Source organism: Streptomyces sp. NPDC046859, assembly GCF_040645135.1.
In the GTDB taxonomy this organism is placed as follows: Bacteria; Actinomycetota; Actinomycetes; order Streptomycetales; family Streptomycetaceae; genus Streptomyces.
The window spans coordinates 31983-52543 of the sequence record NZ_JBEYXR010000022.1; the positions used below are offsets into that span (position 1 = coordinate 31983).

At 70.8% G+C, this 20561-nt stretch carries 16 protein-coding genes; 7 read left to right on the plus strand and 9 right to left on the minus strand.

Annotated elements, in window-relative coordinates:
• Nucleotides 1-3: 3 nt before the first annotated feature.
• From ABZ899_RS27470 to ABZ899_RS27495, 6 genes are all read right to left on the minus strand, one after another.
• Nucleotides 4-1308 carry a type III PLP-dependent enzyme gene (locus ABZ899_RS27470; protein WP_361350939.1) on the minus strand — a complete coding sequence of 435 codons (1305 nt, stop codon included), beginning with the start codon at nt 1306-1308 and terminating at the stop codon, nt 4-6.
• Nucleotides 1301-2803 carry an AMP-binding protein gene (locus ABZ899_RS27475; RefSeq protein ID WP_361350940.1) on the minus strand — a complete coding sequence of 501 codons (1503 nt, stop codon included), beginning with the start codon at nt 2801-2803 and terminating at the stop codon, nt 1301-1303. The genes ABZ899_RS27470 and ABZ899_RS27475 overlap by 8 nt, the downstream gene beginning before the upstream one ends.
• The gene (locus tag ABZ899_RS27480; protein WP_361350942.1) at nt 2800-3990 is read right to left on the minus strand and encodes a hypothetical protein; all 1191 of its coding nucleotides are present in this window, start codon (nt 3988-3990) and stop codon (nt 2800-2802) included. Before ABZ899_RS27480 ends, ABZ899_RS27475 begins: the two co-directional genes overlap by 4 nt.
• Nucleotides 3987-5417 (minus strand): TrpB-like pyridoxal phosphate-dependent enzyme, encoded by a 1431-nt coding sequence (locus ABZ899_RS27485; RefSeq protein WP_361350943.1) that lies wholly within the window; start codon nt 5415-5417, stop codon nt 3987-3989. Before ABZ899_RS27485 ends, ABZ899_RS27480 begins: the two co-directional genes overlap by 4 nt.
• A complete protein-coding gene (locus ABZ899_RS27490; protein ID WP_361350945.1) occupies nt 5414-5695 on the minus strand; it encodes an acyl carrier protein in 282 nt (93 codons plus the stop codon). The genes ABZ899_RS27485 and ABZ899_RS27490 overlap by 4 nt, the downstream gene beginning before the upstream one ends.
• Nucleotides 5696-5927: 232 nt before the next feature.
• A complete protein-coding gene (locus ABZ899_RS27495; protein ID WP_361350947.1) occupies nt 5928-6857 on the minus strand; it encodes a thioesterase domain-containing protein in 930 nt (309 codons plus the stop codon).
• Nucleotides 6858-7131: 274 nt separating this feature from the next.
• Between ABZ899_RS27495 and ABZ899_RS27500 the strand changes: the two genes are divergently transcribed.
• From ABZ899_RS27500 to ABZ899_RS27510, 3 genes are all read left to right on the plus strand, one after another.
• Nucleotides 7132-8436, plus strand: a complete 1305-nt coding sequence (locus ABZ899_RS27500) for an ATP-grasp domain-containing protein (protein ID WP_361350948.1) — start codon at nt 7132-7134, stop codon at nt 8434-8436.
• 89 nt (nt 8437-8525) lie between these two features.
• Complete coding sequence (locus ABZ899_RS27505) at nt 8526-9920, plus strand: MFS transporter (RefSeq protein ID WP_361350950.1); 1395 nt, start codon at nt 8526-8528, stop codon at nt 9918-9920.
• Between the two features lie 411 nt (nt 9921-10331).
• Nucleotides 10332-11578, plus strand: a protein-coding gene (locus ABZ899_RS27510; protein WP_361350952.1) for an IS3 family transposase whose coding sequence is annotated in 2 segments (ribosomal slippage) — nt 10332-10664 and nt 10667-11578 — 1245 coding nt in all. Because the reading frame shifts where the segments join, the coding sequence is not laid out codon by codon here.
• A 184-nt stretch (nt 11579-11762) separates the two neighbouring features.
• On the opposite strand, the gene ABZ899_RS27515 is transcribed toward ABZ899_RS27510, so the two are convergent.
• The 3 genes from ABZ899_RS27515 to ABZ899_RS27525 form a co-directional block, all read right to left on the minus strand.
• Complete coding sequence (locus tag ABZ899_RS27515; RefSeq protein ID WP_361350954.1) at nt 11763-12056, minus strand: antibiotic biosynthesis monooxygenase family protein; 294 nt, start codon at nt 12054-12056, stop codon at nt 11763-11765.
• A 37-nt stretch (nt 12057-12093) separates the two neighbouring features.
• A complete protein-coding gene (locus tag ABZ899_RS27520; protein ID WP_361350956.1) occupies nt 12094-14655 on the minus strand; it encodes a GH32 C-terminal domain-containing protein in 2562 nt (853 codons plus the stop codon).
• 223 nt (nt 14656-14878) lie between these two features.
• Nucleotides 14879-15841 (minus strand): carbohydrate kinase, encoded by a 963-nt coding sequence (locus ABZ899_RS27525; RefSeq protein WP_361350958.1) that lies wholly within the window; start codon nt 15839-15841, stop codon nt 14879-14881.
• Between the two features lie 249 nt (nt 15842-16090).
• On the opposite strand from ABZ899_RS27525, the gene ABZ899_RS27530 reads away from it, so the two are divergent.
• The 4 genes from ABZ899_RS27530 (at nt 16091) to ABZ899_RS27545 (ending at nt 20203) form a co-directional block, all read left to right on the plus strand.
• Nucleotides 16091-17107, plus strand: a complete 1017-nt coding sequence (locus tag ABZ899_RS27530; RefSeq protein ID WP_361350959.1) for a sugar ABC transporter substrate-binding protein — start codon at nt 16091-16093, stop codon at nt 17105-17107.
• 134 nt (nt 17108-17241) lie between these two features.
• Complete coding sequence (locus ABZ899_RS27535) at nt 17242-18255, plus strand: ABC transporter permease (RefSeq protein ID WP_361350961.1); 1014 nt, start codon at nt 17242-17244, stop codon at nt 18253-18255.
• Nucleotides 18252-19082: an ATP-binding cassette domain-containing protein gene (locus tag ABZ899_RS27540; RefSeq protein WP_361350963.1), complete on the plus strand. Its 831-nt coding sequence runs from the start codon at nt 18252-18254 to the stop codon at nt 19080-19082. The genes ABZ899_RS27535 and ABZ899_RS27540 overlap by 4 nt, the downstream gene beginning before the upstream one ends.
• Before the next feature lie 89 nt (nt 19083-19171).
• Nucleotides 19172-20203, plus strand: a complete 1032-nt coding sequence (locus ABZ899_RS27545) for a LacI family DNA-binding transcriptional regulator (RefSeq protein WP_361350964.1) — start codon at nt 19172-19174, stop codon at nt 20201-20203.
• The last annotated feature ends 358 nt before the right edge of the window (nt 20204-20561 follow it).

A 20561-nucleotide genomic window follows, 5' to 3' on the forward strand; every position in this document is an offset into this window, starting at 1 on the left:
GGTTCAGTCCTTCCGGGTGAGCGTGAGGCGTGTGATGTGCGGTGCGGCGTCGCCGTCGACGGCGACCTCGAGCGGGGCCGGGTGGCCCAGGAAGGCGAGCAGGCTGGCGGACAGCCCGTAGGCGCCGACGTTGGGCACGGCGAGCAGGTCGCCGGGGCGCAGCGGGGGCAGCGGGGCCTGCCGCGCCCAGGTGTCGAGCGGGGTGCACAGGGGGCCGGTGACCATGGTGGGCCGCGGTGCGCCGCGTTCTGCCGATCCGGTGAGCAGTGTCGGGTTGAGCGGTGGCAGGCGGCGCAGGCCGGCCATGCCGCCGAGGTGGTTGATGCCGGACTCCAGGACGGCGACGTCCCGGCCGTGCGACCGCTTCACGTCGAGCACCCGGGTGAGCAGAGTCCCGGCGGTGCCCACCAGGTGACGGCCGGACTCGTACGCCGGGCGGGGTGCACCGTCGCGCCAGCCGGGTGCGGATGAGTCGAGCAGTTCGGCGAGCCCTTCGCGCAGGCCGGTCAGGTCGGCCGCCTCGCCCTCCTTGGCGAAGGGGGCGCCGAAGCCGCCCCCCAGGTCGAGGGTGGTGTCCAGCCTCGCGGTGTGCGGGGCCAGGACGGCGCGGAGCTGGGCCGCCGTCGTGAGCGACTGCCGGAACTGCGCCAGCAGGTCGGGTACGTGGGTGAGGTTGGTGCCCATGTAGAGGTGCAGGCCGGTGACCTCGACGTGGGGGCGGTCCCCGAAGCACTCCGGCTCGTCGGTGATCCACCGCGTGTCGGCGCCGAACTGGGAGGCGACTCCGGTCATGGCGAGGCCCTGTCCGGCGGCGGGCCGGTCGTCGTTGACACGCAGCAGCGTCCGTACCCGCACCCCCGCCCGGCCGGCGAGCCGGTCGAGCTGGTCGAGGCCAGTGGGAGAGTCGGCGCAGAACTCGCGGACCCCCTTCTCCAGCGCCCGGTCGATGTCCTGGTCGCGTTTGCCGGGCCCGGTGTAGAGGACCTGCCTGGCGTCCCACCCGGCGGCGAGTGCGGCGTCGAGTTCGCCGGGGGAGCACACCTCGGGCAGGGCCCCGGCCTCCCTGAGGGTGCGCAGGACGCCGGGGTGGGAGTTGGCCTTGAGGGAGTAGTAGAGGTCGGCCGGCTCGGGGAGGGCCCCACGCAGCCGGGCGGCGTTCTCCCGGACGCGCGCGAGGTCGTACACGTAGGCGGGCGTCTCGGCGCCCGCGTCCAGTGCGGCGGAGACCGCCGCGGGAAGGGTGTCGGGGACGGCCCCAGCCTCGGGCCGGGCGGTGCTCGGGCGGACGACGGTCGTCGTGTCAGACAAGGCTGGCCACCTCCTGGGCGAGAGCCTTGCGGTCGACCTTGCCGTTGCGGGTCAGGGGCAGGGCGGGCAGCGGCACGCAGCGGCCGGGCACCTTGAACTCCTCGATCTCCTCGCGCATGGCGTCCAGGACGTCCGCGGGTGGGAGGTCGGAGACCACCACCAGGATCGCGGACGAGCCTTCGGCCGGCGGCAGCACGGCGGCCTGCTCGACGCCCTCCACGCGCCGGGCGGCGGCCTCCACCTCGGTGGCGCTGACCCGGAATCCGCGCTCCTTGTAGATGTCGTCGCGGCGGCCGGCGAAGTGGACGAAACCGTGTTCGTCAAGCCAACCGTGGTCGCCGGTGCGCAGTTCGGGGAAGAGCCCGTCGCGGCGCGGGAACCGCTGGGCGGTCAGCTCGGGACGGCGCCAGTAGCCGGCCATGACGTGCGGTCCGCGCACCACCAGTTCGCCGATCTCGCCCGGGGGTAGACGCTCCCCGTCCGGGCCGGCCGCGTAGATCTCGGTGCCGGGCAGGGCCCGGCCACAGCTCCCGGGGTGCTCCAGGTCCGCGTCCGGCGGGTTGATGGCGGCGCGTTTGCACTCGGTGAGCCCAAACATGAGCTGCACCCGCAGCCCCGGGACGGCGGCCCGCAGGACGGCGAGGGGCTGCGGGGGCATCGCGGCGCCGGTGTTGGTGAGCAGCCGCAGCCGCAGGCCGTGGTCGGGCGAGCGGCGCACCAGCTTGGCCAGGGTCTCCGCCACGGCGGGCACGCAGGCCAGGACGGTGGCGCCCGCGGCCTCTATGTTGCGCAGCAAGGTGGCTCCGACCTCTGCGGGCAGCCCCAGCCGTACCGCCGCTCCGCTCACAGCGCCGAGGAACAACTGGTAGAGGCCGTAGTCGAAGGAGAGGGGAAGCGGACTGTAGACCACGTCGTCGGGGCGGTACGTCAGTTCGCCCTGGATGGCGTGGACGGCGAACAGCGCCTGCTGGTGGGTGCTCACCACGGCTTTCGGCGCCGCCGTGGTGCCGGAGGTGTAGATCAGGCAGACCGGGTCGACCGGGAGCGGAGCGTCGGCGCCGGTCTCGTCGGCGGCCGGTCCGGGCCGGCCGGGGGCCGGGTCCGGGCCGCGGGGGACGTCGCAGAGGCGGGCGGCGGTGATGCCGCGCTCGGCGGCCAGGCGCCGGGCCTCCTCGTCGTCGGCGAGCAGGAGGACGGGTTTCGCGTCGTCCAGGATGTGGGCCAGGGACCGACCGCGGGTCTGTTCGTGCACCAGCGCGAAGGGGGCGCCGATCCGGGAGGCGGCGTAGACGACGACGGCGACCTCGACGACCGAGGGGGCCACCACCACGACGCGCTCCCCGCGGCGGACACCGAGGGTGCGCAGCCAGTGGGCGGCCGCACGGCTGGCGACGGCGAGTTCGCCGTGGGTGAGGGAGGCCCGCGAGGTGGTGACGGCGGGTGCGTCCGGCGCGCGGTGCGCCGCGGTGTCGATGAGATCGTGCAGCAGGTTCACGGCGTCTCCCGGTGGGCGCGGGCGGTGATGCGGCACAGGCCGTCGAGGTCGTGGAGGTTCTCCGGGACGAGATCGGCGGCGTCGAACTCGATGTCCAGCCGTTCCTCGATCCGCTCGACGATGTCGACCATGCGGAAGGAGCCGAAGCCCGGTATCTCGGTCAGCGGGCGGCCCGCCAGCAGCTCGGCGGCGGGGACGCGAAGCACGGCGGCGGCCTCTTCGGCGACGGCCGTGCGCAGCGCGTCCGTGTCCGGGGAGCCGGTACCCGCCGTCCCGGCCCCGGCGGCGGCCGGGACGGCCTGCCGCGCCGGCGACGGCGCGGTGAACACCCGGGCGTCGGCGTGCAGGAGTTCGGCGAGCCGTTCCAGCGGGCCGACGGGCTCCGGCCGGCCGCGCTGGACGCGGCGGTGGGCGAGGAAGGTCTGTTCGGCCAGCTTGCCCCAGGCCGTCAGGTGCTCCTCGACGGCCGGTGCCGGGCCGTCGTCGGCGGCCCGGTGCGCGGCGTGCAGCCGCCGGGCCCGGGCCAGCAGCCAGGTCTCCAGGGTGAGCCGGGCGAGGGCCTCTTCCCGGTCGGGGTGCTCCCGGTAGGCGCGCACATACGACTCGATGGCCGCCGCACTGGCCGGTACGACCGCGGTGGCGTCCTGGGGGGGCCCGGTGCGGGTCGTGCGGTAGACGCGCGCGCCGTCGGGCAGTGCCTCGGCGAGCTCCCCCTCGGTGAGGGTCCAGGTGCCCGGCCGGGCCGGGCCGTAGGGGGTGTCGTTGTGGTAGCCGTCATGCACCACGACCCGTCCGGAGGCGTCCCTGCCGAGCAGGAAGCTGTGGTCCATGTGGGCATGGCCGTGGTACGGCACCCAGGGCAGGTGGTAGGCGTCGGCGATCACGTACACGGTGCCGGGGCCGGCCGGCGGGGTCCCCGTGCGTGGCGGGAGGGTGTGACGGTCCGTTACGGACAGGCCGAGTGCCCCGGCGGTGCGCTCCACGTGGGTGTCGGTGGCCGCCTCGACGGTCGGCAGGCGGCCGGGACCGTCGTCGCGGGGCGCGAACCGAAGGCGCGCACCGAGGACGAGCGGCGACACGTCGTACTCGGCGCGGGCCAGCCAGGCCAGGTTGACCTGGAGGCAGTCCAGTAACTCGGCGCGCAGATCCGTCGGCGGGGCGGTCTGCGGGACGGCGGGGGCGGTCATCGCACCTCCTCGAGACCGACGGGGGCGCCCGCCGGCCGTCCGGCCGTCGCGGCGGGCGGGATCGTGCTCCGGCCGGTCGCCGCGTCGGTGTCCGCCGGTGCGTCGATACGGGCGAGCCCCGCGACGGCGTCGGCGATCGCCGCCGGGTCCGGCGCGCGGTCGGTCAGCTCGCCCTCGAGGAACTGCTGGTAGGCGCCGAGGTCCAGGTAGCCGTGGCCGCTCACGCAGACCAGGACTCCGGTGCGGGCGCGGGGGGCGTCACCGTCCCCGCCGCCGTCACCCGCCGCACGGGCGGCGGCGGCCAGGGCGTGTCCGGACTCCGGAGCAGGCAGGGTCATCTCCGCCGTGGTGAAGGCGCGGCCGGCGGCGAGGGCGGCGACCTGGTCGACGGCGGTGGCGGAGACCTGTCCCGCGTGCCGCATCGCGGAGACGAGTTTGGCGGCGCCGTGGTAACGCAGGCCCGCCGAATGGGAGTCGGGGATGGAGTAATCGCTGCCGACCGTGTACATGGCCTCCAGCGGCGACGACCCGGTGGCGTCCGTGCGGTCGTAGGCGTATACGCCGCGGGTGAGCTTGGGGGTCGTGCTGGACTCCGCCGCGATCAGTGCCGGCGGTTCGGTGCCCTCGGCGGCGGCCTGGGCGTGGAACGGCAGGGCGATGCCGCCGAAGTTGGAGCCCGCTCCGACGCAGCCGACCACGGCGTCGACCTCGCCCCCCTCCTCGGCGAGCTGGTCGATGGCCTCCAGGCCGATCACGGACTGGTGCAGGATGCTGTACGTCTCACCGCTGCCGATGCAGAACGCCGCTCCGTCCGTGCGGGCGGCGTACTCGACGGCCTCGCCGATCGCGAGCGAGAGGCTGTTGCCCGCCGACCGGCCGGAGCGGGCGACCTCGGTGAGGGTGCTGGGGCTGGAGATGACGCGCGCGCCGAGCATCCGCATCAACACCCCCCGGTACGGCTTGCGTTCGAGACTGCCACCGACCATGAAGACGGTGCAGCGCATGCCGAAGCGGGCGCAGGCGGCGGCCAGCGCGGTGCCCCACTGGCCGGCTCCGGTGCCGGTGACCAGCTCCCGCACGCCCGCCCGGTGGTAGTAGTAGGCCTGGGCGAGCGCGGTGTTGAGCTTGTGGCTGCCGGAGATGTTGCCGCCCTCGTACTTCACCCAGATCGGTACCCGGGCGCCCACCGCCTCCTCGAAGGCGTGGGCCCGCCACAACGGGGTGGGACGGAAACGCCGGTAGGCGTCGACGACCTCCTCGGGGATGTCCCAGTACTCGCGTGACTGCACGCTCTGACGGACGAGTTCCATCGGCAGGTTCGCCTGCACGCTGGCGCCGTCGGTGACGGAGTGCTGGGTGCGGTCGGCCGGCAGCGACTGCCCGAGGTGGGGAAGGACGCTGCGCCAGCGGCGGGGGGCCTCGGTCATGCGGCGGCCTCGCTGCTCTGCTCCACGATCGCGGTGATGTCGGCGACGGTGGCGAAGGACCTGCCGACGAACAGCTCGTCGGACAGGGCGACGCCGGTCTCCTCCTCGATCTGGACCAGAAGGCTGATGAGGGAGAGGGAGTTGATGTGGAGACGCTCGCCGTTGAGCGGTTCGTCGTCCGTCAGACCGCGCGGGTCGACGGGGGGTTCGGAGGCCGCCGCGACGACCTTCTTGACGACGCTCGTGAGGTGGGGCGATGTGGGGTGTGCGTGCTGCATGCCATTCCTTTGCAGGGGTAGGACAGTGATCGCGGAGCGTCAGGTAACGCTGAGCGCGTGACCGGACACGGGGAATGACTGCCGACGGGCAGCCCTGTGCGCCGTTTCCCGGGCGGAGGCAGTCGTGCACCCCGCCGGAACGGGAAGGACGGGAAAGGGAGAGGAAACGCGGGTGAAGGTGCCGGCCGCCGGGCCGGGGCCGCGTGGGGGCGCCGTAAGTATGCGGCGCCGGTCAGCGGACGGGATCCGCGACGGCCCTACAGCGTTCCGTGCCGGGCGCGGGGCGCCGAGCCGGGGCGTTGCCGCGAGTTCCGATGAACTCCTGGATGTGCAGACGGAGTTGCCGCAGGTGCGGTGCGCGCAGGATGCCGAAGTGGTCGGTATCCAGGGAGCGGACCGAGACGTCCGCGAGATGCGGTGACCACCGCAGGGCCTGCTGCGGGTCGTCACTGCCGGTGCAGGTGATCAGCAGAGTGCGGCCGAGATGCCGCCCCTCTGCGCAGTAGCGGGTGCGAGCCCCGAGATGGGCGTCGACGGTGCGCTCCGTGCGGGCGAGAGTGTCCGCGTCCATGTGGGCTGCGGCCTCGCTCAGCACCTGACGGCGTACAGCGCCGTAGGCCTCGGGCTCCTTGCCGACCGGTGCCGGACTGCTGTCGACGAGCACCAGGTCGGGCGTGTGCCCGCCGGACAACCGCCGCGCCGTCTCGAAGGCGAGCAGCCCGCCGAGGGACCAGCCGACGAACAGGTCCGGGCAGGAGGGGAGGGCGGCCACCGCCTCGGCGTAACGGTCGGCCATGTCCGGTATGCGGGTGTCCGGCTCCTCGCCCTCCTCCAGGCCGAGCGCCCGTATGCCGTACACAGGGCCGTGGCGGGAGAGGTGGGCGACGAGACCCAGATAGGGAAGAAGGCCGCCCCCCAAGGCATGGAAGACGACGGTACTCGTGTCGCCGGCCCGCCTTCCCAGAGGTAACAGCAGCGGCCTGTCTAAGACGGCCGTCGTTTCGGTCTTCGCGCTGCGGCTCACATGATCCCCCGGCTCGAACCTGTGGTCGGACCGGTTGGTCTCGACCCGATGGTGCGTGGGCGCCGAAACGCCGTGGGGTCCCCGTCCGGACGACCCCGAGCTTCGCCCCGGTTCACCAGCGCCCCGTCGATCACACATCACCCAGGGGTAAGTGTGACCTACATCTCATTTCTCGACGTGGGTGTGAACACCCGGTTCTCCTCTGCCCTCGCGTAGCGGTCCACGTCATGCGCGGCGTCCGGTCCCTCGCGCAGCACCCGGGACCCAGCATGGCCGCCGATGGGCTCGTGTGATGGCCCCGGCCGTCCGGACATGAATCCTGCTCAGCGGGAACACCTGTCATGTCCGACGCCACCCCGCATCCGTTCGGATCGATGTCCCGCCGCCGCCGCGCGGCGAGGAAAGGGCCGTCATGTCTCACCTCCTCTTCGTGGAGACCACGGGTCTGGGTGTTCAGGCACTCGCCCACGCGAAGCGAAGCGGTCACGCCGTGACCTATCTGCACTGCCCCCTCTACGACTTCACCGCCACCCCGGCCCAGCGCAGGGAAGCCATCCGACTCGCCGACCACGCCGCCCCGTTCGCCGATCCCCTGGACGGCGACGGGGTGTACGGAGCACTGCTCGCCTCCGGCGCGGACCCTGCGAGCGTGGACGCGGTGCTCTCCACGCTGAGCTACGGGGCCCAGGCCGCCGCCGACCTCGCCGCCCGCATCGGCGCGCGCGGCACCTCGCCGGCCGGCACCCTCGCGGCCCGGGACAAGGGTGAGTGCCGTCGCATCCTGCGCGAGCACGGGGTGCCGAGCGTCGGCTTCCGCGTCGTCACCGACTGCGCCGAAGCGCTGGAGGCCGCCGAGGCGATCGGCTACCCGGTGATCGTGAAACCGGTCCTCGGCATCGGGAAGGCTGTGACCTCCATCGCCCGCGACCCCTCCGCCGTGCGGGCCCACTTCGCCGCCGCGGCGGCGGACCGCGACGGACTCACCGAGGGCATGGCCCGGCAGCTCGACGAGCGGTACCTGGTGGAGGAACTGCTGTCCGGGGACCTGTACTCCGTGGAAGTCGCCGCGTCAGGGGGGCGCCTGGTCCCCCTCGTGTGCGCGAGCCGCAAGGTGAGCCGGGAGAACCCAGTGCTGGAACTGGGATGCACCGTCCCGTCCGGGCTGCCGGCCGCAGACGAGACCGCACTCGGTCGCTACGCCGTCGAGGTGTGCCGCGCACTCGGGCTCGACCTGGGCATCTTCCACGTGGAGGTGATGCACACCCCTTCCGGCTTCCGGCTCATCGAAGTCAACCCGCGGCTGACGGGCGGCTCGCTGCCCGACACCATCAGCAGCGTCGCCGGGGTGGACGTCTTCGCCCTCCTGGTCGACCTGTTCCTCGACGGGCCCCTGCCCGACGGCCCGCTGCCGCTGGAGGGCTCGGCTTCGCACTCGTTCCTCGCCGCCCCGGAGAAGTCCACCGTGCCCGCCCATCTTCCCGACGACTGGTTCGCCCCCTTCCTCGCCCGACTCCACTCCGGCTACGCGCGGGTGGAGGCCGGTGACGTGGTGCCGCCCATGCGCACCAACTTCGACTCGTTCGGCATGCTGCGCGCCCTCGCCCCCACGCCCGCCCAGGCGGAGGCGGCGTGCTCGGCGGTCAAGGCCGACATCGAGCGTCTCTTCGGCTTCCCGCTGCTGGCCGAGCGGACCCGCACCCCGGCTCCGGTCACGTGAGGCGCGACGGCGGCCGGCGGACCACCGCGGGCACGAGCAGCAACAGCGCGTCCGGACACCGCGGCCGGACCTCGTCGAACGGAGAAGACGTGCCCGACCGCCGCAAACACGCCGACGGCGAGGCGAAGTCCGGGACCCTGCGGACGCCAGACGCGACCGCCGCACCGAAGGAGCAGGAGCAGGCTGGCACCCCGCAGGCACCCGACCGGACCGACAGCCCGCCGGCGCCCGAACCGCAGGACGCTCAGGCAGAGTTACAGAAGCGGCGAGGTCTCTCGCTCGCCGTGTACCTCACCTCGGCGACGCTCGTACGCTCGGCGAGCGGCGGCGCTCCCGTGGCGCTCGTCGCGCTGACGCTGGCCCGGCCCGGCCACGGCGGGGCCGCGCTCGGCGGCGTCCTGGCGGCCCTGCTCACGCTGCCCAACGCCGCCGGGCCGTGGATGGCGCGCTGGCTGGAGGAGGCACGCGACCCGAGACTTCGGCTGGCGGCCGCGTTCATCGTCTTCGGGCTGATGCTCGCGGGAACCGGTCTGACGCTGGGCCGTCTGCCCGTCGTCCTGGTGGGCCTGCTCGTCATCATCGGCGGTCTGTGCGAACCGCTGATGACGGGAGGGCTCAGCAGCCGGCTCGCGCTGATCGTCGGCGAGGACACCCGCGCCCAGCGCCGGGCCGAGGGGTGGGACTCGGCGACCTATGGAAGCAGCAACATCCTCGGTCCGGCCGCGGTCGCCGTGATCACCGCCCTGAGCGGGGCCCTGACCGCGGTCGCCGCGCTGGGCGCGGCCGGTGTGGCGGCCGGCCTGCTGATGTTCGCTCTGCCGAAGGAGCACCGAACTGCCGCCGCGAGGCAGCGCTCGATGCCCGTACGGGACGCCCTCGCAGTGATCGTCCGGCGGGGTCCGCTGCGGCGTGTCATGATCGCCACGATGATCACATCGGTCAGCACCGGCGGCGTGATGGTGATCGCGGTGGTCTTCGGCCGCGACCTCCAGGGCTCGGCGGGAGCGGGCGCCGCCCTCGGCGCCGCCTACGGCGTCGGCAACCTCTGCGGAGCGCTGCTGACCGGCGCGTTCCCTCTCACCGGGGAACCAGAGCGCTGGGTGCTGCGGCTGATCGCCGCGAACGCCGTGGCGGTCGGCCTGTGTGCACTGGCACCCGGTTACGTCCTCGCCCTGGCGACGTTCGCCCTGGCGGGAGGCACCAGCGCGGTCCTGTTCACCGCGTCCCTGGCCGTGCGGTCGGTGTACTCCCCGCCCAACGCCCGAGCGCAGGTGTTCGTGACCATGGCCGGGCTGAAACTGGCCGCCGGTTCGGCCGGCACGGCACTGGCGGGCACCCTGGTCGGCATCGGCCCGCGCCTCGCCCTGTGCCTCAACGCCTTCGTGGTCGCCTCCGCCGTCACCATCGCCCTGACCGACCTCCGTATGACCCGCCGCCGATCATCCGTTCCGGATCCCGAGGACACCTCATCGCCGACGAAATGACGAGACCAGCGAGCCGGCAGCCCTGGCGCCTGCCGCGGGTTCACCTGGATCGAACGCGCGGCCCCTCCCTACGAAGTCATGCGCTGGTTCATGCACCAGGCCGACAAAGAGATCCGTACCTCACGGGCCTGGATGCGGCTGAGGCCCGAACCCGTCGAGATCAGGCTCCCGGGATGCGGGCCGCGGAACAAGCTCAGTGCTGGCGGTGATCACGCTGGGACAGGTAGAGGGGACTGAGCTGGCGCCAGTCACTCATGCATCATCGATCTGGGACATTCGCTCTGCTGGAACCCGCGACAGCAGGGAGTGATCTACACAAGGCCTGCCCCACAGGGTGGGGGAGCCTCCCCCTGAGTGGTGGACACGCTGATACTGGATCTGCTTGATCCGGAGAAAGCGAGACCACCGCCGATGGCGATGAAGGACTACTCGGACGAGTTCAAGGCCGATGCCGTGGCCCTGTACGAGTCCACACCCGGGGCGACGTACAAGAGCATCGCCGCCGACCTGGGCATCAACCGGGCCACCTTGCGCGAGTGGGTATTGCGGGACCGCGAACGCCGCGGCGTCACCGCTACGCCTACGACGGCCGGTGAGGCGCTGGTCCGGGCCGGGGCGGCAGCATCATCGGCCGATCCGGACGAGCGGATCCGGCAGCTCGAGGCCCGGGTAGCCGAGCTCGAGGCGAGCGAGCGCAAGCTGGTGACCGAGCGGGACATCCTGCGCAAGGCGGCCAAGTATTTCGCCGGAGAGACGAACTGGTGATCAGCCGCTTCCAGTTCGTCGACGACCACCGGGCCACCTACGAGGTGAAGCGGCTCTGCGAGGTGCTGGAGCTCAACAGGTCCAGCTACTACAAGTGGCTCTCCGGCCGGCAGGCCAGGGCCGCCCGGCGGCACAGGGACCGGGTCCTGGCCGAGAAGATCCGCGAGGTCCACGGCGAGTCCGGCGGCGCCTACGGCTCACCGAGGGTGACCGCCGAGCTGACGGACAAGGGCCTGCCGGTCAACGAGAAACGCGTCGCCCGAGTGATGCGGGCGTTCTCCATCACAGGCGTCCGTCTGCGCAGACGCGTCCGCACCACCGTCCCCGACCCGGCAGTCACGCTGGTTCCGGACCTGTTCCAGCGGGACTTCACCGCTCCGGAACCGGGCTGGAAATACATGCGGGACATCACTTACCTCCCCCTGGAAAACGGGGAGTTCCTCTATCTCGCGACCGTCCTGGACTGCTTCAGCCGCAGGGTCGTCGGCTGGTCCATCGCCGACCACATGCGCACCGATCTGGTCGCCGACGCCCTCCGCATGGCCGCTCGCACCCGCGGTGGTCTGGACGGCTCGCTCTTCCACTCCGATCACGGAGCGCAATACGGATCCCGGGTCTTCGCCGACCTCTGCACCCAGCTGGGGGTCACCCGGTCAATGGGCGCGGTCGGCACGAGCGCGGACAACGCCACCTGCGAGAGCTTCCACGCGTCCCTGAAACGCGAGACCCTCCAGGGCGCCCACGACTACGGCGATGCCACCACCTGCAGAAGGACGGTCTTCGCCTGGCTATCCCGCTACAACACCCGCCGCCGGCACTCCGCCAACGACCACCTCAGCCCCAACGAATACGAACGCCGACACCACGCCGCTAAGCTCACGCTCGCCGCGTGATCAACGAACGCGTGTCCACCATCACGGGGGAAGGCCCGTCGGACTGCCCAGGGGGCCCAAGCGTGCCGGGCCGGGGGGACACAGGCCTGGACCAGCAGACTCTTCCGTGTGACTCCGCCGCGGCACGCTTCGGCCCGTACGGCTAAACGTGTGATGGCCGGCCCGCGAGGCGGGCCGGCCAAGCTCAAGCCGCCGGTTCGAGGAAGGTCAGGACCGAGGTGTCCTCTTCAATCAGCGGGGCGAGGGCGGTGTTGAACGGGCCGCCGTATGGGGCCTTCAGGTGAGCTTGGAAGGCGTCCTCGTCTCGGTACACCTCGAAGATCCAGTAGGCGCGCGGGTTGGATGTCTTGGTGTAGACGTCGAAGGTGAGGTTGCCGTCTTCCTCGCGGACCTTCTTGGCGTAGTCCAGGATCAGGCGGGCGACCTCGTCCTCCGCGCCCTTGCGGGCGGTGAACTCGGCGAGCAGGGTCTTGTTCACGGTGTGGGGTCCTCCGTGGTCCGGCGTGAGGTGAGGGTCAGTCGCGGTAGGAGCCGAGGTGCCAGACGCGGGCCTGGTCCAGCTTCACAGAGCCGTTCTCGGCGAAGACCTGCACTCCCTGACTGGCGGGGTCGGGGAAGATCTGGTCGGTGATGACCGCTTCGCCGCTGCCGCCGAAGACTTCGACGGATGACCAGTCGACGAGGATCCGCAGCTTGACCTTGCCGTCCTTGGCCTTCAGTGGCGCGGTCTGCACGCCGGGGAAGGTGCTGTTGAAGTCCACGGCGCCGGAGTGGGTGCGGTCGACGTACAGCTCCTGTGTCGTGGTGTCGTAGCCGATGACGGTCTCCTCGCCTTTGGCGCCGGTGCGGACCTTCAGGCCGAAGCGGTCGGCGTTCTTGAGGGAGAAGGTGGCCTCGATGTCGAGTGCCTTGCCCTTGGCCGCAGGGCCGATCAGGGGCTTTGTGGTGCTGGTGACGGTGACGCCGGCCGCGGTCGCCGGGTAGTCCTGGCGCAGGGAGGACAGGCTGTTCACCGGCTTGCTGGTGAGCCGGATCCGGCCGTCGATGGTGCGCAGGGCCATCTCCCGGGGGGCGCTCTGTGCGCTGCGCCAGGGGGAGGTGGGGATGGCGCTGGCGTAGTCCCAGTTGTTCATCCAGCCGATCATGTAGCGCTTGCCGCCGGGCGCGTCTTCCCAGGACACGGCCGCGTAGTAGTCCTTGCCGTAGTCGGCCCAGTCGGCGCGCTGCACGACCGACTTGGCGGGCTTGTCGGCGGCGGTGAACTGGTCGGCCAGGATGTGGCCCCAGCCGGAGGTGTTCATGTCGGCGACCTGGATCTTCGCCTTCTTGCTGGCGTAGGGGCGCAGGTCGAAGGAGGCCCAGTCGAGGGTCTCGCTGTTGGCGCCGGTGGCGCTGCGGACGACCTGGCCGTCGACGATCAGGTTGACGGACGTCTCCTGGGAGACGGGCTGGGCCTTGGTGTCGGACAGCATGATGTGGTCGACGTTGAGGTGGCCCCAGCCGCCGGTGTTGTCGTCGACGATCTTGATCTGTGCTTTCTTGCCGGCGAGGTCGCTGACGTCCCAGGAGTCCCAGTTGAGCGCCTCGGCGTCCTTTCCGGTGGCGCTGCGCACAACCTGGCCCTCGACGAGGAGCTCGAGGGCGGTGGGGTTGGCGGCGCTGGTCGGGTGGTTGCCGCCGCCGATGAGGAAGTTGATGTGGTTCTTGTCGATGGTGAATTCGGGCGAGGTGAGGGTGCCTGTGGTGGAGTCGCCGTTCAGGAAGGTGTTGACCAGGCCGCTGCCCAGGTATCCGGAGACTTCCTGCTGGCCGGGGAGGGTGCCGGTGGCCGGGGCGGAGCCGAAGGCGTCTCCGGTCTTCGTCCAGTCGCCGTAGGCGCCGCCTTCGAAGTCGGCGAGGACCGTGCCTGCGGGCGGCGGTCCCTGCTCCATGACGGTTCCGGCCTCGTGCGGGTGCCGTCCGCCGCCGACCTTGAAGTTCAGGTAGGGGCTGTCGACGGTGAATTCGGGTGAGGTGAGGGTGCCGGTGGTGCCGTCACCGGCGTGGAAGCTGTTGGCGAGGCCCTTGCCGTCGAAGCCGTCGACGGCCCCCTGCCCGTCCACCGCGCCGGCCGCCGGTCCGTCACCGAAGGCGGTGCCGGTGGTCGTCCATGTACCGAAGTCGGTGCTCTCGAAGTTCTGCATGACCGTGCCGGTGGGCGGGGTGTAGGTGCCCTTGTCGTCGGCGGTGAACTTCGTGCCGTCGAAGTCACCGATGAAGTACTGGGCGGCCGAACCGCCCGCAATTCCACCCGGGTTGATGTTGACGACCAGGACCCACTTGATGTGGTCCGGGTCGCCGTCGACGGCGAGGGGGAACAGGTCGGGGCACTCCCACACGCCGCCGGTCGCGCCCTCAGGTCCGAACTCGCTGAGCTGCGTCCAGTCCTTGAGGTTCTTGGAGGAGTAGAACCGCACCTTGTGCTCGGTGGACAGCGACACCGTCATCAGCCAGCTCTTGGTCGACGCGTACCACTGGACCTTGGGGTCGCGGAAGTCGCGGGAGCCGATGTCGATGACGGGGTTGCCCTGGTACTTGGTCCAGGTGCGGCCGCGGTCGGTGCTGTAGGCGATCGACTGGGCCTGGATGCCGGTGCTCTGGTAGTAGCTCGTGTAGATAGCGACCATGGGCGGGTTCTTCTTCGTGCCGAACCCGGTGGTGTTGTTCCAGTCGACAACCGCGCTGCCGGAGAACACCATCTCGTTGTCGTCGTGCGACAGAGCGAGCGGCAGCTGCTTCCAGTGCACGAGGTCCGTGCTGACGGCGTGCCCCCAGGACATGTCGCCCCACGAGTTGCCGTGGGGGTTGTACTGGTAGAAGAGGTGATATTCGCCGTGGTAGTACACGAGGCCATTGGGGTCGTTCATCCAGTTCTTCTCCGGGGTGAAGTGGAACTGGGGCCGGTAGGTCTCCGAGTACAGCGGGGTGTCGGCAGCGACGGCTTGGGGGGCCAGCGGGGCTGCGGACAGGGCGCAGACGGTCGCCACCGCCGCGATCATCCGTGGGCGGGCATGCCGGGATACACGTCCAGAGCTCATGATGTCTCCTGTGCTGCGGCTGTCCGCGCAGCGGATCCTGCTGCCCAGCGCGTAACCAACCGAAGAATTGACGCCTTGACAGGCACCGACGTCCACGGCGCCCGACAAGGAGTGTCATCGTTGACTTGTGTCAGCGATGACACCGAGTGGCCCGATGATGGGGGCAATCCGGCCCATGCGTCAACAGTTGCGCCAGGTCACCTCCGGGCGGCTCACCCGACCGTCATGCGCGGCCGAGGGCGGCGGCCTGCTCCAACTGGTTCTGCCACGGTGGGTTCGGGCCGGCAACCGAACAAGTCAGGGCCGCAACCCGGGCAGCGAACAGGCAGGCGTCCGCGACATCCGCAAGACGGATTTCCGTCAGCCTGCCGCCGAGGAGTCCACGGGTGCCGAGGTGGTGCAGCAGCCCGGCGGTGAAGGAGTCTCCCGCCCCGACCGTGTCCGCGACGGTTGTCGGCACGGCGGGCACCTCGATCCGTTCGCCGTCGAGGGAGGCCAGTACGCCGCCGGCGCCGCGGGTGATCACGACGAGCTGCGCCCCGGCCGCGTGCCAGAGGTCGCACGCCTGCTCGGGCGGGGTGCCCGGCAGCAGGAGTTCCAGGTCGTCCTCGCTCAGCCGGAGCACATCGGCGAGGGCGCACCAGTGCGCCAGCCGGGCGCGGTAGACCTCGGGGCGCACCAGCAGCGGCCGGACATTGGGGTCGATGCTGATGGTCGCCCGGCGGGCGGCAGCCGCCACGAATTCCTCCACCACCGCCGCGCCCGGCTCACGGACCAGGGCCAGCGATCCGGTGTGCACGCAGGCGGTTTCGGACAGATCCACCCGCGCCAGTTCCTCGGGCGTCCACTGCCAGTCGGCCGTGTTCTGGGCATGGAAGGAGAACGCGGCCTGCCCCTGGGCATCGAGCTCCGCCACGGCCAGTGTGCTGGGTTCCGTGGCCGGCACGGTGTACGACAGGTCCACCCCGGACGCCTCCAGGTGGGCGCGGAACAGGCGGCCGAACACGTCGCCGGACAATCGCGCGAGGAAGCGGGCCGGGGTGCCGAGGCGGGCCAGAGCCACTGCCGTATTCGCAGGTCCGCCGCCGGGCAGCACCCGCAGGGCGAGCTCGTTGGAGGCACTTGCGGGTTCGGCGAACGCGTCCGCGACGCACTCCCCCAGGACGGTGATCTGACGCGGGCTCATGGGCTGCTCTTCTCTGGCGAACGTGCGGGCACACCGGACGCGTCATGGCACAGCTGCCGAACAGCTACGGGCCGACGGAGGCCGCGGGCGTTGCCGATTTGTGACAGACACAGGGCATTGACGTTTCCTGGAGGCGGAGTCCATCATCCTCGGCAAGCAGTGTCAACGATGACATAAGTCAACGATGACACCCGGGCGGCATGCTCTGATCCCGGTCCCGCACCGCTCGCTATCCCGCAGGAGTCGTTCATGTCTCGCACCACTCGCCTGTCCTCCTCCCTCCTCAGAGCAGCCGCTGTCACGGGCGTCGCGGCCCTCACCCTGACGGCCTGCGGCTCCGGTTCCGGATCGGGTTCGTCCAGCGCCGGTTCCGGCGAGGTCAAGGTCGGTCTGATCACCAAGACCGACACCAACCCGTTCTTCGTGAAGATGAAGGAGGGCGCCGAGAAGGCGGCGAAGGCCGAGGGCGTCAAGCTCATGACCGCGGCAGGCAAGTTCGACGGTGACAACGCCGGTCAGGTCACAGCCATCGAGAACATGGTCGCCGCCGGTGTGAAGGGCATCCTGATCACGCCGAGTGACTCCAAGGCGATCGTGCCGGCGATCGCGAAGGCCAAGGCCAAGGGCGTCCTCGTCATCGCCCTGGACAGCCCGACCGAGCCGCAGAGCGCGGTCGACGCCCTCTTCGCCACCGACAACCTCAAGGCCGGCGAGCTGATCGGCGACTACGCCAAGGCCGCCATGAAGGGCAAGAAGGCGCAGATAGCCACCCTCGACCTCGCGCCCGGCGTCTCCGTCGGCGTGCAGCGGCACAACGGCTTCCTGAAGGGCTTCGGCGCCACCGACAAGGACGTCGTCTGCGCCCAGGACACAGGCGGCGACCAGGCCAAGGGCCAGACCGCGATGGAGAACTGCCTGCAGAAGGAACCCGGCATCAACCTCGTCTACACCATCAACGAGCCCGCCGCCCTGGGCGCCTACACCGCCCTGAAGGCCAAGGGCAAGGAGAAGGACGTCCTGATCGTCTCCGTCGACGGCGGCTGCACCGGCACCCAGGCCGTCAAGGACGGCAAGATCGCCGCCACCTCCCAGCAGTACCCGCTGAAGATGGCCGCCCAGGGCGTCAAGGCCGTCGTGACGTACGCCAAGGACGGCAAGAAGGCGTCCGGTTATACCGACACCGGCGTCACCCTGATCACCGACAAGGCGCAGGACGGGGTCACGTCCAAGGACACCGCCTACGGCCTGGAGAACTGCTGGGGCTGAGCCGCCCCGAGGATCGTCTCTCCCTCTCAGCGGGGCGGCCGCCCCTCCTCCCCGACCGGGGACGGCCGCCCCCTCGTTCCCTTGTCCTCCGACGGGGACGGACAAGGACATCTGTCTTCCGACAAGGACTTCGCATGACAGCCACGACCACCCCCCCGGACACGTCCAAGCCGTACGCCGGGCTCACCGCACCGAGCACGGCCCGCAGACTGCTCACGGCGCCGACCACCGGGCCCCTGGTCGCCCTCCTCCTGGCCTGCGTCTTCTTCGCCCTCTCGACCGAACAGTTCCTCACCGGCGGGAACTTCTCCCTGATCGTGCAGCAGGTCATGGTCGTCGGCACCCTCGCCATCGGACAGACCCTGATCATCCTCACCGCGGGCATCGACCTGTCGTGCGGGGCCGTGATGGCGTTCGGCAGCATCATGATCGCCAAGATGGCGGCCGAGGGCACCCTGCCACCGCTGCTCGCCATCGCCCTGGGCATCGCCGTCTGCGCCGCCTTCGGCCTGGTCAACGGACTGCTGGTGCAGAAGATCCCGCTGCCGCCGTTCATCGTCACCCTCGGCATGCTCAACGTGGCCTTCGCGCTGACGCACATCTACTCCGCGGAACAGACCGTCACCAATCTGCCCGACCCGCTCACGGCTCTCGGGCGGACCTTCCCGCTCGGCCACACCGACATCACCTACGGCTCCCTGGTCACCATCGCCCTGTTCCTGCTGCTCGCCTACGCGCTGAGCAGCACCGGCTGGGGCCGGCACGTCTACGCCCTCGGCAACAGCCAGGAAGCGGCCCGGCTGAACGGCATCCGCACCTCCCGGCTGACCATCGGCATCTACACCGTGGCCGGCCTGCTGTACGGCATCGCCGCCCTGCTGCTCATCTCCCGCACCGGAGTCGGCGACCCGCAGGCCGGACAGACCGACAACCTCGACAGCATCACCGCCGTCGTCCTCGGCGGCACCAGCCTCTTCGGCGGCCGCGGCTCGGTCCTCGGCACCTTCATCGGCGTCCTCATCGTCGGCGTGTTCCGCAACGGCCTGCAGCTGATGGGTGTCGCCTCCATCTACCAGACCCTGATCACCGGCGTACTGGTGATCCTCGCGGTGACCGTCGACCAGATCTCCCGGAAGAAGGCCCGATGACCGCCACCCCCGCCCCCGTTCTGCAGGCCCGCGGACTGGTGAAGCGGTACGGCCACGTCACCGCCATCGACGGCGCCGACTTCGACCTGCTGCCCGGCGAGGTCCTCGCCGTCATCGGCGACAACGGAGCCGGAAAGACGAGCCTGATCAAGGCTCTCACCGGCGCGGTGGCCCCCGACGCGGGCGAGATCCGCCTGAACGGCGAGCCCATCCAGTTCAACGGTCCGCAGAGCGCCCGCGCCCACGGCATCGAGACGGTCTACCAGGACCTGGCCGTGGCCGCCTCCATGGACATCGCCTCCAACGTGTTCCTCGGCCGCGAACTGCGCCGGCCAGGCATCCTCGGCAGCGCCTTCCGCATGCTGGACAAGAAGCGGATGCGGCAGGAGGCCGCCGAGCACATGGCCGATCTGAAGATCGGTCTGCGCTCGCTGACGCAAGCGGTCGAGACCCTCTCCGGCGGACAGCGGCAGGCCGTGGCGGTCGCCCGCGCCGTCGCCTGGGCCCGCTCCGTCGTCGTCATGGACGAACCCACCGCCGCCCTCGGCGTGAAGGAGTCCGGCCAGGTCCTCGACCTCATCCGCCGCGTCCGCGACAAGGGCATGCCGGTGGTACTCATCAGCCACAACATGCCCCACGTCTTCGAGATCGCGGACCGGATCCACGTCCACCGGCTGGGCCGGCGCGCCGCCCTCATCAAGCCCTCCGACTACTCGATGGCCGAGGTCGTCGCCATCATGACCGGCGCACTCAGCATCGATGAGGCCGGAGATACTGTCGTCGCGGATTCGCAAGCGGCGAAGGCCGCGGGCATCCAGGCCAACTGACATACGACGAACACTCACGGGTTCCGGCCGGGGGCAGCGGACCGCGCCACCACGGCCGGAACCCACGAGCAGGGGAGACTGTTTACTCCATGGCAGCGAACCGCCGCCCCACCCTCGCAGACGTGGCCCGGGAAGTGGGCGTCAGCGCCAAGACGGTCTCCCGCGTCCTCAACGAGGACGGCCCCGCCTCAGCCCACACCCGGCAACAGGTGCTCGCCGCCGTGGCCAAGCTCGGCTTCCAGCCGAACCTCATGGCCCGCAACATCCGCGTCGGCGGACCCGACACCACCATCGGCCTGGTCATCCCCGACCTCGCCAACCCCTTCTTCGGAGCCGTGGCCCGCAGCATCGAGGACACCGTCCGCGACCGCGGCCTGACCCTGCTCATGGGCTCCTCCGCCGACGACCCCGACCGTGAACGCGCCCTGACCGACACGTTCCTCGCCCGCCGCATCAGCATCCTGATGGTCGCACCGGCTGTCGACGCCACCCACTCGCACCTCAAGACCCACCGCACCGCGGGCCTGCCCGTCGTCTTCCTCGACCGCCCTGGAGCTGGCCTGGCCACCGACAGCGTCGTCAGCTCCAACCGGGCGGGCGCCCACGACGGTGTCGCCCACCTGATCTCCCATGGACACCGGCGCATCGGTTTCATCGGCGACCTGCCCACCAAGCTCTACACACGCCGAGAACGCCTGGCCGGATACCGCACGGCCCTCGAGGAAGCCGGCCTCCCCCACGACCGCTCCCTCGTCACCAACGCTCACGACCAGCACGGGGCCTCCACCGCCACCTCCCAGCTGCTGAGCCTGCCCGATCCCCCCACCGCCCTGTTCGCCGGCAACAACCTCATCGCGCTGGGCATCGTCACCGAACTCGCCCGCAGCGGACGCAAGGACATCGCCGTCGTCGCCTTCGACGACATCGCGCTCGCCGAGGCACTCGAACCAGCCCTGACCGTCGTCGCCCAGGACCCTGAGGAAATCGGCAGGGCAGCCGCGGCCACCGCCCTGGCCCGGCTCGACGGCGACCGCTCCCGCGCCCGCACCATCACCGTCCCCACCCGACTGATCGTGCGCGGATCGGGGGAACAGCCCGCTCCCGCTATGCAGGAGGCATGACAGGAGCGGCCGTCGCGCAGCCTCAAAACGAGCTTCACCGAGTAGCCGTCGATACACCACTCCAGCGGACTTGACTCTTTTCCTACTCCATGGGCCTCAGCCCGCCCACACGCTCGTACCGCATGACCCCGTCCGTACCGCAGCGATCAAGAACCGTCACGGGCCACCGGAGTCCACGAGTTCAACCTGAGTACCTTTGGCTTCTACTGTGCTGCAAGGCGATTACTCAGCGCACAGCTGGTCAATGGTGTTCTCGAAGTCAGGGACCTCCTAGCCTCGATCTTGCATGACGGTCCGCCGACGGAGTCGGTGGACCGTTTCGCTTTCTGTGGCGGATGGTGGGCATGCTGGCGGCCCG